Origin of the sequence: Paraburkholderia sp. MM5477-R1, assembly GCF_050436385.1 — a bacterium.
Classification (GTDB): Bacteria; Pseudomonadota; Gammaproteobacteria; order Burkholderiales; family Burkholderiaceae; genus Paraburkholderia; species Paraburkholderia tuberum.
In genome coordinates this window covers 1,119,817-1,135,585 of the sequence record NZ_JBNDMC010000005.1, presented here as the reverse complement: position 1 = coordinate 1,135,585, position 15,769 = coordinate 1,119,817, and the positions used below count along the sequence as shown (strand labels likewise).

At 59.2% G+C, this 15,769-nt stretch carries 11 protein-coding genes and 3 pseudogenes; 10 read left to right on the top strand and 4 right to left on the bottom strand.

What is annotated here, in order from left to right; all coding sequences use genetic code 11:
* The first annotated feature begins 163 nt into the window (after positions 1 to 163).
* A complete protein-coding gene (locus OKW35_RS17575; protein ID WP_429552804.1) occupies positions 164 to 1,594 on the top strand; it encodes an IS1182 family transposase in 1,431 nt (476 codons plus the stop codon).
* Between the two features lie 420 nt (positions 1,595 to 2,014).
* Here the strand turns inward: OKW35_RS17575 and OKW35_RS17570 are convergent, their stop codons facing one another.
* A complete protein-coding gene (locus OKW35_RS17570) occupies positions 2,015 to 2,428 on the bottom strand; it encodes a GIY-YIG nuclease family protein (RefSeq protein WP_429552703.1) in 414 nt (137 codons plus the stop codon).
* 384 nt (positions 2,429 to 2,812) lie between these two features.
* Between OKW35_RS17570 and OKW35_RS17565 the strand changes: the two genes are divergently transcribed.
* Together OKW35_RS17565 and OKW35_RS17560 are read left to right on the top strand one after the other, a co-directional pair.
* On the top strand, positions 2,813 to 3,799 hold the full coding sequence (locus tag OKW35_RS17565; protein ID WP_429552702.1) for a response regulator transcription factor: 987 nt from the start codon (positions 2,813 to 2,815) through the stop codon (positions 3,797 to 3,799).
* A 1,060-nt stretch (positions 3,800 to 4,859) separates the two neighbouring features.
* Positions 4,860 to 5,077, top strand: a pseudogene (locus tag OKW35_RS17560) (hypothetical protein); the annotation flags it as partial.
* Positions 5,078 to 5,131: 54 nt separating this feature from the next.
* Here the strand turns inward: OKW35_RS17560 and OKW35_RS17555 are convergent.
* Positions 5,132 to 6,073 (bottom strand): annotated as a pseudogene (locus OKW35_RS17555) (amidohydrolase); the annotation flags it as partial.
* Between the two features lie 61 nt (positions 6,074 to 6,134).
* On the opposite strand from OKW35_RS17555, the gene OKW35_RS17550 reads away from it, so the two are divergent.
* Positions 6,135 to 6,833 (top strand): IS6 family transposase, encoded by a 699-nt coding sequence (locus OKW35_RS17550; RefSeq protein WP_429552064.1) that lies wholly within the window; start codon positions 6,135 to 6,137, stop codon positions 6,831 to 6,833.
* A gap of 54 nt (positions 6,834 to 6,887) precedes the next feature.
* Here the strand turns inward: OKW35_RS17550 and OKW35_RS17545 are convergent.
* Both OKW35_RS17545 and OKW35_RS17540 read right to left on the bottom strand, forming a co-directional pair.
* Positions 6,888 to 8,254, bottom strand: a pseudogene (locus OKW35_RS17545) (IS1182 family transposase); the annotation flags it as partial.
* A gap of 321 nt (positions 8,255 to 8,575) precedes the next feature.
* Complete coding sequence (locus tag OKW35_RS17540; protein ID WP_429552701.1) at positions 8,576 to 11,029, bottom strand: SIR2 family NAD-dependent protein deacylase; 2,454 nt, start codon at positions 11,027 to 11,029, stop codon at positions 8,576 to 8,578.
* A gap of 654 nt (positions 11,030 to 11,683) precedes the next feature.
* Between OKW35_RS17540 and OKW35_RS17535 the strand changes: the two genes are divergently transcribed.
* The 6 genes from OKW35_RS17535 (at position 11,684) to OKW35_RS17510 (ending at position 15,748) form a co-directional block, all read left to right on the top strand.
* A complete protein-coding gene (locus tag OKW35_RS17535) occupies positions 11,684 to 12,016 on the top strand; it encodes a hypothetical protein (protein WP_429552700.1) in 333 nt (110 codons plus the stop codon).
* A 35-nt stretch (positions 12,017 to 12,051) separates the two neighbouring features.
* Positions 12,052 to 12,630 (top strand): hypothetical protein, encoded by a 579-nt coding sequence (locus OKW35_RS17530; protein ID WP_429552699.1) that lies wholly within the window; start codon positions 12,052 to 12,054, stop codon positions 12,628 to 12,630.
* 628 nt (positions 12,631 to 13,258) lie between these two features.
* Positions 13,259 to 14,071 carry a GntR family transcriptional regulator gene (locus OKW35_RS17525; protein ID WP_429552698.1) on the top strand — a complete coding sequence of 271 codons (813 nt, stop codon included), beginning with the start codon at positions 13,259 to 13,261 and terminating at the stop codon, positions 14,069 to 14,071.
* A 98-nt stretch (positions 14,072 to 14,169) separates the two neighbouring features.
* Complete coding sequence (locus OKW35_RS17520; protein WP_429552697.1) at positions 14,170 to 14,436, top strand: hypothetical protein; 267 nt, start codon at positions 14,170 to 14,172, stop codon at positions 14,434 to 14,436.
* Positions 14,433 to 15,203, top strand: coding sequence for a cupin domain-containing protein (locus OKW35_RS17515; protein WP_429552696.1), 771 nt, complete (start codon positions 14,433 to 14,435; stop codon positions 15,201 to 15,203). Before OKW35_RS17520 ends, OKW35_RS17515 begins: the two co-directional genes overlap by 4 nt.
* Positions 15,200 to 15,748 (top strand): 2,4'-dihydroxyacetophenone dioxygenase family protein, encoded by a 549-nt coding sequence (locus OKW35_RS17510; protein WP_429552695.1) that lies wholly within the window; start codon positions 15,200 to 15,202, stop codon positions 15,746 to 15,748. Before OKW35_RS17515 ends, OKW35_RS17510 begins: the two co-directional genes overlap by 4 nt.
* Positions 15,749 to 15,769: the final 21 nt, after the last annotated feature.

Genomic DNA, 15,769 nt, shown 5'->3' with positions numbered 1-15,769 from the left:
TGTGGCGCCACGCAACAGATCTTGGCAGCAACGCGAGTGATGCGACGCCAACACGCGAATGTCGGATCTACGCACGAGGTGAACGACGCTTCATGGCCCAGATTGTGTCAAAACGCATTTTGGAGCGCTAAAATTTGCCATCCGATAGCGAGAGATGAGCAAGATGAAACGGTTCGTTCAAGGCGACAATCGTACGCAAAGCTTTCTCCTCCCTGAAGCGCTCGATGACTACGTGACGGACACAAATCCCGTGCGCGTAGTTGATGTCTTTGTAGATGAGCTTGATCTTCATAAGCTTGGGTTTGAAGGCGTCGAACCAGCGTTGACAGGTCGGCCGTCGTATCACCCCGAGGTGATGCTCAAGATCTATATCTATGGTTACCTGAACCGGATCCAATCGAGCCGTCGCCTTGAACGCGAGACCCAGCGTAACGTCGAACTCATGTGGCTCACGGGCCGCCTGGCACCGGACTTCAAGACCATCGCGCGGTTCCGCAAGGACAACGGCAAAGCGATCCGTAGCGTCTGCCGTCAGTTCGTCGTGCTGTGCCAGCGTCTGGACCTCTTCGCCGAAGCGATCGTTGCGATTGACGGCAGCAAGTTCAAGGCGGTGAACCACCGTGACCGTAACTTCACGAGCGCGAAGCTTGAACGACGCATGCGCGACATCGAGTCAAGTATCGCTCGCTATCTCGATTCGATGGACACAGCGGATCGTCAGGAGCCTGCCATCGCAAAGGTCAGGACCGAGCGACTGCAGGACAAGATTGCGGCCTTGAAGGAACAGATGCGAGGCCTCAAGGAGATCGAGGTCCAACTCAACGCAGCACCCGACAAACAGGTATCGCTCACGGATCCAGATGCCCGTTCGATGAAGACACGAGGAACGGGGGTCGTCGGCTACAACGTCCAGACTGCGGTTGACACGAAGCACCATTTGATTGTCGCGCATGTCGTTACCAATGATGGCCTCGATCGTGATCAGTTGGCGTCGATGGCGAAGCTTGCCCGCACAGAGATGGCCGTCGACAAGCTCACTGCAGTTGCGGATCGGGGCTACTACAAGAGCGAGGAGATACTTGCATGCCATGAGGCCGGAATAAGCGTGTTCATTCCGAAGTCGGTGACATCGAGCGCAACGGCTAATGGTCGCTTCGGCAAGGATGACTTCATTTACAACGCACAGACGGACGAATATCGGTGCCCGGCGGGCCAGCGGCTAATCTGGCGATTCTCAACTGTTGAGCGCGGTCTGAAGATCAGTAAATACTGGAGTTCAAATTGCCAGCAATGCTCACTAAAGGGGGATTGCACGCCAGGCCCTCAACGTCGCGTGGCACGCTGGGAACACGAAGCTGTTCTTGACGAGATGCAGGCGCGACTTGATCATGCGCCTGAGATGATGCGCATCCGGCGACAGACTGTCGAGCATCCGTTCGGGACGATCAAGGCGTGGATGGGCGCCACTCATTTCCTGACACGGACCATCGAGCGCGTGAGCACAGAAATGAGCTTGCACGTGCTTGCGTACAACATGAAGCGAGTGATCAAGCTACTCGGTTCAGAAGCGTTGATCACAGCGATGCGGGCGTGAGCCCTGTTGGGAGGTGCTGCGCCTTCGCAATACTTCCGCTGTGATTTGACGCTCGGATCGCCGCAATCGAAAAGTCGAGACCTGCGTCAAGCCAGGTTTCGCTAATTCCCAGTCGCTGCGCGTTTTGACACGCTCTGGGCCGACTACCGCCCGATCGCGTGAGGAGGCGACGGGGCGTCGTCGAGCCGGCCGCGTCGGTCAGAATTCGACCCACTGCAGCCGATCGCACTCTCGTACCTCGAAGGACAGCTAAGGAGGTGGTTCGGTCATTCAACTTATAATCTCGTGGCTGGCCCCCAGCCTTGGCATCCGTTCGTCAATCAATGCAGACTCGGCTGGGCGCCGTCCGTGACATCATTACCGTGGACGGTCTCCACTCGGTTGATGCATGCGAACGGCCCCTTTCTCTGATACCGCCGCCTAATCGCCGGGATCCCTCTCTATCCGCAGATTTCCCAAACTGGTTGTGTGTAAGCGCTCCATCAATTGAGCTTCTACCTGCTCGTCGCTATCGGTACAGAGTGCATTCCATTTTATCGGCTGACCTTGATTTAGTATGCTAGCCACTGCCGTGCTACCCGCACCCGTGAAATGCTCTCTCAAGCGCTTCCTAATCTCACGAGACTTGCCAACGTAGAAAGGCGTTCCGCCGACAGTGATGATGTAAACCCCGCGGCAACTCGGCGAAGTATCTACGCCGAGTTGGCTCTCTCTCGGATCGTAGTCTCCGCTTTGCCAGCTGTCACCGGAAAAGCAAGGCTGCACATTCAAGATCAACACGCAAGCGGCACCCATTGCAACCGCTTTTCTCCTAAACGAATCACTCACGGCCATGATCGTACTCCTTCGTAATTTGAGAAATCAATCTCCCGTGCACGCAGACCTCAAAGAGTGACGACAGCGTAGGATACGTAGTCAGGCGCTGCTGGCAGTATCGCCGCTGAAAGGCTGTTCGAGGTCTGGGCTGATGTAATACTATGAAGACGTCGAGCCGGCGGTAAGAGGGCAATTGCCCTTTTCTTGAGCGCGACCTCACTAGGTACGCTGCAGGCATGAGCGATACGAAGCAGCCGTGCGACAGCGCTGTCGCACGGCCTAGTTATCAAGGTATAACGCGCCGCTGCAGGCCCGTGCCTAGGTATCGATGTAATTGCACAGGGGAAACAGCCCTTGCGAAGGAGACTTTGGGCCTTCCCGTCTCCAGAAGTGGAGAGTCAAATGAGTCCCGGTGTTAGCGCGTTTCTTCTGGACCTGTATCGTGTATCTCGACGGTTACCACACTCAGAATTCAGACAGTGGGTATTTGATGAACTCGGGAGCCTCGTCCAACTTGATTCCGGCTTCTGGTACAGGGCGGCGATTAGCTATGAAAATTCAGAAAATTCCAGCATCCACGCCTGGTACCTTTACCGCCAGCCAGAACGCTTGATCCAGGAATATGCGGCGGGAATGCTCTGGCAGGAAGACGTGGTATATCACAAGGCGTTGGCTGCACCACCTGGTACAGCTGTCCATGCGTCATATCAGCATTACAGCTCCGAGCGGATGCGGGCTTTCCTGAAGCGATACCGCCAGGAGCACGTTATGACGATTGGTATCTTTCAGGAGGTCCCCCAGATTGTCGCCGGCTTCTCCCTTTATAGAAACGAGACGAGGTGCTCTTTTTCCGACGAGGACGTATCGAACATAGAAACGGTCGCGCCGCATGTTATTGATGCTTGGCGGGAAAACTGGCTGAACGAAGCGATTCGCAAGGCAAGTAGCAGGCCCGCGCCGGTCGAGTTCTGCCTAGCCGTGACGATGCCAGACCAGATCCTGTCCGAGGCTCAAGACAATTTTGGGCATTTGATGCATCTCGAGTGGCCTGGATGGCAGGGTCCGCGGCTTCCAAAGGAACTCCAGTCTTGGCTCATGTCTCTGAATCCGTCACCGTGGACAGGGAAGGCGATATCCGTTTACCGACGCAAGCAGCCTGACGAGACGACACTGCTATTGTTGCGCCGGAGCCATCCTTGGGATCGCCTGGCCCCCAGAAAGCGGATGGTTGCACTGTTGTTTGCCGAAGGGGCATCGCAGACGCAGGTCGCGGAGCGTGCTCACCTCTCACCTTCGACAGTTAACAACTACCTAGGGAGTATCTACAAAGAACTGGATCTGACCGACAAGACTGCCCTGTCGCGACTCGTTGAGCGCTTGCATCCTTGATTTTCCACAATCGAGCGATACAGCGTTAGTGTTTTGGAAGATACCTGCTGGCTGTCGCCCTTGAGTTCCGCTTGCTGGTGCCGATTTGGCGAACCAAGGAAGACGGCCCTGACGAAAAGGAGACTGCCCAAGCCTTATCGCGATGGTTCCGCGGACCTGAGGGTGCGATGGATTCGTCCAGTCGATAGCAGCATCGGAAGAGCGGGTTTCAGGGCGGAACCGTCAGGCAAGTGACGAATTGCAAGCTCAGGCGGACTGCCGAAACCGGCCGACCTGTGCCGCAAGCACAACTGCCACGATGAGGGCGAGACGTCCCGTTGCCACCTCTCTATAGCCCGACGCCGTATTGGGGTTGCAAATGCCTACTTATCGCTGCTCGTGCCGCCGACGCCGACCTTGCCGCTCCAGACCTTGAGATGAGGCACACAGGGGCGCAGCCTCTTCCTGGAGCCGGCCGTCAATGTAACGTGCTCCGCAGGGTAGCAGGTTGTCCTGTGCGGCGCTGCCTGATAGGCGGGATGGCCCGAATCGATGCGCTTGATAGCTGACAAAACTGGAACCTCCTCAGGGGATTCTATGCTGAAGCGGTACGGCGGTTATGCCGCCTTCCTGAATATGCTGTAGTCAAACCTGCGATCATGCGGTCAGCAAACCGGGCGTGCGCTTGGCGATCGGCCAGATTTCGGGGATATGTTCAATGGCGTTCTTGGCCCAGTAGGTTCGGGCTTCAATCCCCGATAGCATGAACGCGACGTGGATTGTTGAGGGACAAAGGTCCGCTATCTCATTGGACTTGACGTTGGAGTGTCCGCCTGAGCGCACTGGTGAACGCCCGCTCATGGCCGGTCACTGCCTGACGGCGAACGGCGGCGGCACACGACCCCATTGCCGCCGGTCGAGCCGTCAGGGCTGCAACGGCAGGTTGAATCCGCCGAGCCGAGCAGTCGCTTGGTGTGGTCACCCACGGACGAGATTTTGTCTTCTTCGCCACTGCGTTCTACCGGCGCCTTCCCATCAACCTGACAAAGCCGCTACCGCCCCTTCGAGGTCTAAGCTTGTACTTGTTGCGAGCCGTGAACGAAGGCGTGATGTCTTGTCCGAGAGGCGATGCGGGAGATCTGCACGTCCGGTGCGGGTGAACCGCGCGGCGGTCGAGATGGACCCGGTCACGCAGCGAACGCCGCGCTCGTCGAGGAAGCGGCGGCGGCCGCCCACTCGCTGAAGGTTCAGGTCGACGTGCTGCGCGAAGCGATCGGAGAATTCTCGCTGCCGGCTTGACCGCCGCTTCGGCCATGCGTGACAAGCGTCATGCGCATAAAATTTGGATAAAAGTTATTGCGCGAGAAACCTTTCGACGAGGCGCGCCCAGTACGCCGCGCCGACCGGAAGGTTGGCATCGTTGAAGTCGTAGTGCGGGTTGTGGACCATGCAGCCGTCCTCGCCTGCGCCGTTGCCGATGCACAGAAACGAGCCCGGGCGCTCGTGCAGCATGAACGCGAAGTCTTCACTACCCATCAGGATGTCCGCGTTCCCGACGACGTTTTCTTCCCCGACGAGTTCGCGCGCCACCTGCGCGGCGAAATCCGTCTCCGCGTCGGTGTTCACGACGACCGGATGGCCCTCCTCGTACGCCACCACCGCCGTCGCGCCGTAGCTCGCGGCCTGCGCCTGCACCAACTCGGCGATGCGGCGCTTGAGCAGCGCACGCACTTCCTCGCTGAACGAGCGCACGCTCAGTTCCAGCTTCGCCGAATTCGAGATGACGTTGTTCGCCGTGCCTGCATGCAGCGAGCCGACTGTGACGACCGCCGGCTGCGACGGATCAACGTTGCGCGCGACGATGGTCTGCAGCGCCATCACGACGCTCGACGCCACCACGACCGGATCGACCGTCAGATGCGGCCGCGCCGCGTGCCCGCCGACGCCTTCGATCGTGATCGTCACTTTGTCGCCCGCGGCCGTGAACGCACCCTTGCGGAACAGGAACGTACCCGGCGGCATGCCCGGATGGTTGTGCGCGCCGAACACGGCGTCGCACGGAAAGCGCGTGAAGAGGCCGTCAGCGATCATCTTCTGCGCGCCGCTCGGCACGCTGCGCTCCTCCGCCGGCTGGAAGTACAGATGCACCGTGCCGCTGAAACGCTGCATGCGCGCGAGATGGCGCGCGGCACCGAGGAGCATCGTCGTGTGACCGTCGTGGCCGCATGCGTGCATCTTGCCGTAGGTCGCGCTGGCGTAGGGCTTGCCGGTCTGCTCGACGATCGGCAGCGCGTGGTTTTGTCGCAGTAAGCGTTGGGTATCATGTGCCCTGACAATGCGAACGATCGGACGCTTGATGACGACTCTGAATCCAGCCTTGGCACGGGTGCTCAAGCGCTTGCACTATCCGCTCGATGTGATCCTGACGTGTGTGCGCTGGTATGTGGCGTATCCGCTGAGCCTTCGACATCTGGAAGAGATGATGGCCGAGCGCGGAATTTCGGTCGACCATTCAACCGTACATCGCTGGGCCATCAAGGTGTTGCCGGTTCTGGAGAAGGCTTTTCGCCGCCAAAAGCGAGCCGTCGGTCGGAGCTGGCGAATGGATGAAACCTATATCAAGGTCCGAGGCCAGTGGAAGTATTTGTATCGCGCAGTCGACAAGGAGGGCAACACGGTGGATTTTCTGCTGCGCGCCCATCGTGACAAGGCCGCGGCGCGGCGCTACTTCGAAAAGTCAATCGACCAAAATGGCGAGCCCGAGACGGTGACAATCGATAAAAGCGGTGCGAACCTGGCCGCGCTGGATGCCCTCAACGCGGAGCGGGAAACACCGATCAAGATTCGCCAGAACAAGTATCTGAACAACGTCGTCGAACAAGATCATCGGGCGATCAAGCGACGCACGCGGCCCATGCTCGGCTTCAAGAATTTTCGTTGTGCCCGCATCCTGTTGAGCGGCATCGAACTCATGCACATGATCGCCAAGGGCCAAATGGAAGACAGTGGCATCGGATACACTCGTGCCGAGCAGTTTTACTCACTGGCAGCATAAGCAGTCCTACTTATACCACCGTTCGTCCGCGTCTTGCCCTTACCGCGACAAAACCAGTACGTTCAGGCTCATCTCGGTCCCCACGTTGGGCAGCCTGCGTGTCAGGAAATGCGTGTAGCCCATCCAGTGCTTGAACGTGCCGAAGACATGTTCGACGGTTCGCCTGCGCACCGTCATCGCGTCCGGTGTCCGGTCGAGCCGACGTTGAACTGCTTCCAGCACCGACTCATGTTCCCATCGCGTGATTCGTCGCTCTGTGCCTGGAGTGCACTGTGATTTCATGGAGCACTGAGCACGGGCACTGCTCCAGTAACGGCGCAGCTGCATACCGTGTTCCTCCCGCGTGGAGCGGTAAATTGCCCGCTCGCCAGCAGGACATCGGTATTCGTCATCCCGTGCAATGTAAATGAAGTCGGCCCGATCAAATCGACCATGGCATTTCGCGCTGGATGTCGGGGGTTTGGGGAGCATTACCGCAATCCCGGCATCCGCGCACGCCTTGATCTGAGGCCCGCTGTAGTAGCCGCGATCGGCGACTGCCCGCAGTCTGGTCCTGCCCATCGCATCGCGGGCAGCTTTCGCAACAGGACTGAGCTGTGCCCGGTCGCTGCCAGAGTTTGTGACCTCGTGAGCGACGATGAGGTGGTGTTTGGCGTCTACTGCCACCTGTACGTTGTAGCCCACCATTCCTGAGCCTTTGCCGCTCGTCGCCATGGAGCGTGCATCAGGATCGGTCGTCGAGAGCTGACCGTCAGGACCCGTCTTGAGTTGCTCCTTGATCTGCTCAAGGTTTCGCATCTGCCCGCGCAAGCGCGCGATCTTGTCCTGCAGTCGAGTTGTCTTCGCTTCCAGCTCCGCGGGTTGCGTACGATCGGCGGTCTCCAAGCATTCAGATACCGCTGGATGCTCTCCTCGATCTGCTTCTGACGCTTGTCGACCTTACCCTCTGCGAAGTTGCGATCGCGCGTATTGACTGCCTTGAACTTGCTGCCGCCAATGGCAACCAGCGCCTGCGAGAACAGCTTCAGCTCGCGGCACAGCAGCACGAAGCGGCGATATACGTTGCGGATGCCTGTTCCACTGTCACGACGGAAGTCGGCGATGGTCTTGAAGTCCGGCGCCAGGCGGCCGGTGAGCCACATCAATTCAACATTGCGTTGGCATTCACGCTCCAGCCGGCGGCTCGACTGAACCCGGTTCAGATAGCCGTAGATATAGATTTTCAACAGCACGGCTGGATGATAGGACGGGCGACCTGTAGTCGACGGCATCGCGCCATCGAAGCCCAGTGATGCAAGGTCAAGCTCCTCAACGAACGCCTCGATAATCCTGACCGGATTGTCCTCGGCAACGAAGTCATCGAGGCACTCTGGAAGCAGCGTCAGCTGCTTGCGATCTTCACCTTCTATGAATCGCTTCATCCGGTCACCCTCGCTGAATGAGTTAATCCAGTCTAGGCGATCAGCGTGTTTTCACACAAGCTCGACCCAGAGCCGCCGGTCAACCAAGCGCTGCGTTAAGGCCGCTTTCAAGACACAACGGACGCTCGCTCAGCCGCATAAAAGACGGAAGTTTGGCCTTCGCTGACGTTCATCGATACACGTTGAGAAGACTGTTGAACTGAGGACGCCGGGCATTCATATCTCCACCGTGTTGAACGCTGCCAGTCGTCTCTTGGATGAAGTGAAACGCTCAAAGTTGTGCGAACACAGGCAACGACTTGTGCACGCGCTGAATCACGCTCATTCTCGTTTCAACATAGCAAGAACCGCGGGCACGACCTCACCGCGCTTCGTTCGCGTGTTCTTTCTCCAAAATCGAGACGTCTCAGCGCTTTCAAGGAATTCGAGCTCTGTTTCAAGGATTTTGACGAGAATGTCATACAACGGCGATTCAAGATCCTTCACGTGGTTAGGCGAAAACACTTGCTTGAGTAAGGGATCGTTCGCGCCGTTTGCGAGCCGGATGCCGTATATGCTCGCCATATACGGCGCATCAGCCGCGCTTTCCACGATCGACGCGCGTAATGCCACTTCGAACTGCCTCGATTGCCCATTCACGCAGCCAAGAGAAACTTCATCAGCAAGGCGGAGCATCTCGTAGACCCGCCTGCTAATCTCGTAGACTCGCCTGCTAGGCTTCAGGTTCCGACGAGTCATAGAGTCGGGACCCGTATGCGAATCGACAAACGCAACATCCGAATCGTGAGTTACGCGTCCGGCATATAAATTCGCGAACAGTTCGGAACAGTCGGCAATAGGATTGCAATCGTAGACCGCGAGCTCGCGCCATCTCACGCTTGCGTCGTTGGCCCATTCATCGAACGCCTCATCGCCCTCCTCCTCCGCTTGCCTTACGCGGAGTATTTCCGTACCTGCGCGCGATTTTTTCTCGGAGACGGTCGCCGATCCGTCCGATCGCGGCAGATGCCACAGCGCCCAGGCTTCGCGAGAGAATGCGGCCAGATCGACGATGTCCCGTCGTCGGTTTTGACGAATGTTGCGGATTGTTGCACTGCCGAGAGCACGGCTGCTGTTCTCTGCACCCAAGTAGGACAACATACCGGCTTTGCGTATGGCCCAACCATGATCAGCGAGATCGACATTCCATTCGAATAGGAGCGCTCCCAGATCGGCGAATCTTGCGTGGTCCCTGAGCCACAACGCGTTCGCATACGTCAATTCATTGTTGAGGTCCAATGGTCGGAAGCGACTCCTCGCGAGCGAGTGTCTCGTTTTATCGAAACGTTCCTTATCTCCTTCTCGTACGGCTGCCCGCAACACGAACATGGCGATGTGTTGCACCGCTTCGAGCGACTCGTCCTCCATTGTTTGCACCCAGAATCCGGTGTGCGACGGCGTATCTCCCTCGTCGAAGAAGTGAATGTCCTGCAATAGCTGATGGCAGCTCTCAGTGAACGGCGTGGGCGGTGCAAGCGCCACATTCAAACGCCAACTTGCCTCGCGAAACAGCTTGACCAGCCTTCTGTCAGGCGGTTTTTGGGCGACTTTCTCCAAATCGTCAAGACACGGCACAGTCCGCTTCCATACGGCGTCACGAACGCGCTTGGGCGCGATAAACCAATCTGGATATTCCGATCGCTCCTCCTCCCACAACTTAAGCAGCGCTCCCAGCTTGTCCTCGCCGTCACTCTTGCCCTGTGCCGAAGCAGCGCTGCTCGCCTCAGCCGGATGTGTGAACAGTTCTCTTGCAGGTTCCCCGCAGGTCACCTCCTTGCCAACGCGCGGCCACTGAAGCGGATTTTGCACGGGCGGACACTCAAGCTCGGTCAACAGCCACCTGAGGGAATACTTGTGCCTAACTTCCGGAGGCCAGTGCGCGACACCCGGAAGCATTGAGAGGTCGACAGGTACCACGTTCCGACTTTCCAACATGCGTCGCCTATGAGGAGACAGGTTCAGCCAGCCAACAAGAAAAATCTTCGGGGAATGAGGCCCGAGGTTATCTCGTACCCAACCAGACCAGTGGAGGAAATTGGGGTCATCGCCTGAAAATCCGAGCAAACAAAGCGTGGATTCCATCAACGCTTGCTGGACGAGATTAACGAACGGCGCATGCGTGACCGGATAGCGCCGGAAGTCTTCTTCCGTAAAAACAAACGGATCATACGCGGGAAAACTGCCGTGCAAGTGCACAATACGAGGACGCTGTGCACCGGGTATTTCCGCATAAGTGTGAACTGTGTCGTAGTTTCTCGAGAACACATCCCGACCCGCTCTTTCGAGAAGAGTGTCCCAGTTTGTTGTGAAAATGTCCCCCCATGGCAGCGTCAGTAGTCTGCGATGCATCGCACCGGGTTGGTAATCATGATCGGGTACAAGGCTACGAATACACTCGTTTAGCGCAAGGCGTCCGAACGCGGTCTCGTACTCCTGGGCCAGTCTGAGGAACCCGCTGGTCGCGGATGCATCTTTCAGTGCTTGATGTCGCCAGCGCGTTTCTTCTGGCGGATAGAGCGCATTGGTCAACGCCGCCGCCATGTTTCCCCAAGTAGGAAAGTCTCTCGCGGAACTCGACACGGGATCCGCGTTGCGACTGAACCCGGCGCCGATCATAACGCAGGCGCGCGTGTTTGCAGGACCCCGCCAGAGGGCCGCCCGAATAGTGTCAATCGCGAAGCGGTCGGGAAAAGATTCGTCGACACGTGCTGTTTTGTCGCCCTGCTCGTGGGACATCGAAACGCTCCATGGGGAACACTATCTGCCAAGCCGAAGAGGATCGGCAATGCACGATCGTGAAGCATAGGAAAACTAGGTCGTAATGCCAAGTTCCACCGCAATCATGCCGTCTTGTTGATCCGCCCCCGAAAACTTGCTTCAATTGACCACGACTTCATTGCTGGGCAAACCCAATATCGAACAAATCTCCAGGCCGCTCAGTGAGATGCGGCAACATGGGCAGGCTAACCATCGGATGAATGTTGCAAAAGTGACCTCTTTCCGCCTACTGCTTATATGGTTTTGGCTTCCGAGCTCGGTAGAAGCTATGCCCGTTCGCAACGCCAATGCAGCTGCTCGTAGCCTCAATCTTTTTCGGTTACAGACTCGGTAGCATGGGGCGAAAGCGCTGCATCGACAAAAGGACACGTTCAGCGCAACATCTCGCCCTTATTGCGGCTCGCGATTTTGGAATTGTCCTTCCCTGCTGCGATGGCCAGACAGCCATCGCGATCGTTTGGCCATTTCATCCTTAGGCGCGCAGGTCTGCCCGTCACGCGGGTATGCGTGCGCCATTGTGGATCTGGGAGGATAGATCTCGGCGTGACCTGCCTCCGCGCATTGAGCAGCGGGCGCGTTTTGAAGTGAACCAGCCGGTCGAACGACCGCGGCATGACTCAGGCGAGCGGCAGAAAGTGGCCGAACTCGGTCCGCGCGTTCGCCGTGGTCGACCGGGCGCGTTTGTTCGAGAATGCGCACTTTCAATTGCGCGGGCAGCGCGCCTTTTCGCTTTCTACATCACACGTCGTCTCGACCGTGACAACGCGGCTGAAAAAGCCGAACGAAATCAGACAGCCAGTTTTCACTAATTGCGGCACCGGCCATGCCGCCTTTTCGCGGTTTGCGGGGGCAGCACTGGAAACGCTCGATCTGCAGCGGTGCGATAGACACACCACGCCCGGAATCCGCGAAGGCAAACGTAAATTCTCCGTAGAATTATTTTAAGTGTGGACTCGAAACCAACTGATACTCCTTAAACAATGTCAAACGAACTCATTCCTGTGCCGCCTAGCTGGCAGCTCGAAACCATAGAGGCCGGCGACTTTGAATTGGCGAAGGAGATCGAGGCTTGTCCGGAGCCGAATGCGTTAGTGGCAGCGCTCGCCGGAGTGCTGCGCGAAGCCGCGGTCGGTGGCAAGGCGCGCTTCTGTCAGGAAGAAGCCACGGACGCGCGCGGCGGACTTCGTGCGGTCATCCAGTTCCAGGCTCGCCGGGCGCTCTTTAACCATTTCTTCAACGGGCGAGCCGGATATCGTGCGCATTTCTATGCCAGTTCGGATTTCGGGCTCCTCTTCAACGACAGGACTGTGGAAGCGCTGGTGGCAGAACTCGCTGGTGTGATGCCAGACCAGGTGAACGGATTTCATATCCATCCCGACGGGCACGAAACGCTGTCGCGCATCCGTAAGGGGTTTCTCATGCAGTCGTTGGTTGCCTCTCTCCCCAAACTCTGGGTCGGAGACGGGGTTTCATTCACCGGACCGCGGATGTCGCTCCGGACGGCTACCGGTTCTGGCCGTCGATTCTATGTGATGGGGATGCGGCCTGGATTGATCTAAAAGGGGCTTTCGTGAGGGTCGATGGATTGCTGTACCAGCCGAAGGATCCACGTGTCGGTGCGGAGCGTCTTCATGAGGAGGGCACGCAGTAGGCGACTATCCGGCAGCCGCGATTCTCCCGTTGCGGAAGCGCTGACCCGCGAGGCAGGAAAGGCGCCACGACCGAAATGGCCGCTGGTCGCTCAGCAGCCGTTCGCCAAACCGACCGCGAAGGGCGGTTCTTGGCCGACCGCTGCCCGACGCGGAAGACCGTGATCGACCCTCTTCAGCCGTTGACGCGTGTGCCCACTGAAGGGCCGCTTCCAAGGTGGAACGGTCGTCCATATCAGCCCGTCAAGCAAGGGAATATACACACTTGCCGTTTGCGCGCTGGGCCAGTCACCAATGCACTCTGGACTCACATCAGAACGGACGCAATGAATGACCGTCTCCTTCGATCAAGAAACGAGCACTATGGATGCCATGGACCAGCCCACAACTTTGCGTCAGTGAACGTCCTGCACGACTGCAAGCGGCATCACGTGGTTTGCATGAGCCGCAAGGGACGTTGTTTGGGTGTGCCAGAAACGCGAGCGTCTGCTCGCCCATCGCTGACATATAATTCGAATGTTGGTTAATTAGGATTTATATGATGGCGGATGAGCGACCCGTTGGGACCGAGCGACCGGAGCTGCCGGCCGAGCGCGGCGTTGCGCAATATCACCGGCTGGCGTCCCTGCTGCGGCACCGAATTGCGAAGGGCGAGTACCCGCTCGGCACGCAGTTGCCGCCGATCACGCAACTCGCGGACGATCTGGGCGTGGCCGTCGTCACCGTCCGGCAAGCATACGAGCTGCTTTCCAAGGAAGGGCTGATCCGCAGCCAGCGGGGCGTTGGGACCCACGTTGCAGCGCTGCCCGCCGCCACGGGCGACCTCGAACAGGTGATCAACAACCCCTTCGCCGCGCCGCAGGCGCTTGCGTTCGAGATACTCGAAGTGGGGCGCCGCACCCTGATGCCGCAGGAGCTGCTCGGGCCGGATGACCGGTCGGCCGACGAATACGTGTGCGTCCGCAAACTGCACACCTATTCCGGCGAGCCGTTCTGCTACGCCGAGATCTATGTGCCCACGCCGGTTTTCGAATCGCTGCCGCGGGACATCGCCATGAAGCGGAAACTGCTCGCCGCGGTGCTCGACGAACTGGGCGCGCGCTGCAAACGCTTGCGGCAGCGCGTGACCGTGATACCCGCTGATTTTCCTCTGTGCGATATGCTGAAGATTCCGTTTGCCTCGCCCGTCGCGAAGATGTCGCGGCGCCTGGTTGACGGCAAAGGCAACGTGCTCTACGCCGGTGTTACCTGGTATCGGGGCGACCGCTACGTCTCCGAGATCGACCTCCCCGCATCCGCCCTGAAAACCGTGCCTGGCATCACCGAGCCCCAGCGACGGGCTGTCGGGTAAGCCCGTACTTGACGTCACTTTGCGCATGCCTAAACTACTAACATTAGTCATTTAAGTTTAAGTCTCCGAAGTTGAGTCCTCACTGGAGCTCGATGCGCATGCGGAACCTTCTCGTCCTCCTGGCTGCCCCCGTACCCGCGCTGCATGCGATGGCGGCGGCCCCTTATCCGGCCAAGCCCATCAAGATCATCGTTCCTTTTCCGGTCGGAAGCGGAACGGATGCCGCGGCGCGCGTGCCCGACCAATCGCTGCCCGCCAGGAAGCCACAGCCCGTCATCGTGGAAAACCGTCCCGCCGCCTCCGGCTTCATGGCGGCGCAGGCCGCCGCCCCGGCGGTCAGGACCGCAGGGAGCGAGCGCGAATGAAGCCCGTACCTGCCGTGATCCGGGCGGCAGCCCTTGCCGCCTACGCGCCGGCCAACCACACCGGCACCTCAAACGTGCGCGTGATCGGCCCCGAGACTGTCGGCGCGACGGCGCTCGAAGTGCTGGTCGGCACCATCGTGAAATCGCACGGCGCGCGGCCGCACGCGCATCCCCGCCTGGAGCAATGCGCCTACATGATCGAGGGAACCGGCGAGTCGGGAGCGGAGGGCCGCGTGGAAGCGATGGAGCCCGGGACCTGGGCCTACGTGCCGGCAGGCGTGTTCCATTCCTTTCGCGTGACCAGCGACCAGCCCGGGCGTGTGCTGGTCGTCTATACGCCGCCGTATGGCGAGAACCCGGCACAAACGATCTCGGAACCCCACGGCGCTGTCGCCGCGCCCGACCAAGGCCAGCTGCGCGTGTTTGCCGCTGGCGACGCCGCCACCGGCACGGTTCCCCTCATCGACCGCGAGACCGCTGGCGCGCGCTGGGTCGACATTGCGGCGCTGCGCATGCCTGCCGGCAGCGCATCGGTCTGCACCACGGAGCCTGACGCCGAGCAGGTTCTCTACGTCGAAGACGGAGGGATCGACGCACGTGTCGACGGGCAGGACTTCGGTCTCGCCCCGGGTGACTTCCTGTTTCTTCCGCGCGGGGCCGCTGCCTCCCTGCGCTGCTTGCCGGAGCAGCCTGCGTCCGGCTTCCTTATCAAAGGGCGGCTTCCATCGACTGCTTTACATCCACTAGCAACTGGAGACAACGCATGAACGCAAGAATGCTCGCGCAGCCCACCACGTCCACCGGCGCCCCGCTGCCGCTGCCCGCCCTGCCCCAGGACAAACTTCTGACCGTCAACATCGAGCAGATCCCGCTGATCAGGGATGTCTTTCCGGGCATCCACATCAAGCCGCTGCGCCTTGACCTGGAGCGCGGCGAGTGGGTCTTCCTGGCCATCCTGGAACCCGGTTGCTCGCTGCCGATTCACTACCACACCGGTACGGCGCAGGTGTGGACGATCCAGGGCTGCTGGGCGTATCGCGAGTACCCCGAGCAGCGGCAGACGGCAGGCTCCTACCTGTACGAGCCGGGCGGCTCGGTGCACACCTTCTACACCCCCGAGGACAATACCGAGGACACCATCACCCTCGCCTGGATCGAAGGCGCGCAGGTGAGCTTCAACGACGACGGCACGTTCCACTCGCTCAATGACGCGGTCTCGATCCGGTACGCGATCGAGGCCCTCGCCGCGGCGCGCGACATCGGACCGGTGCCCTACATCCGCGGCAATGGCGCCGACGTGGCCGGTACCTGAGCCGGAAAGAGGAGCACGGAC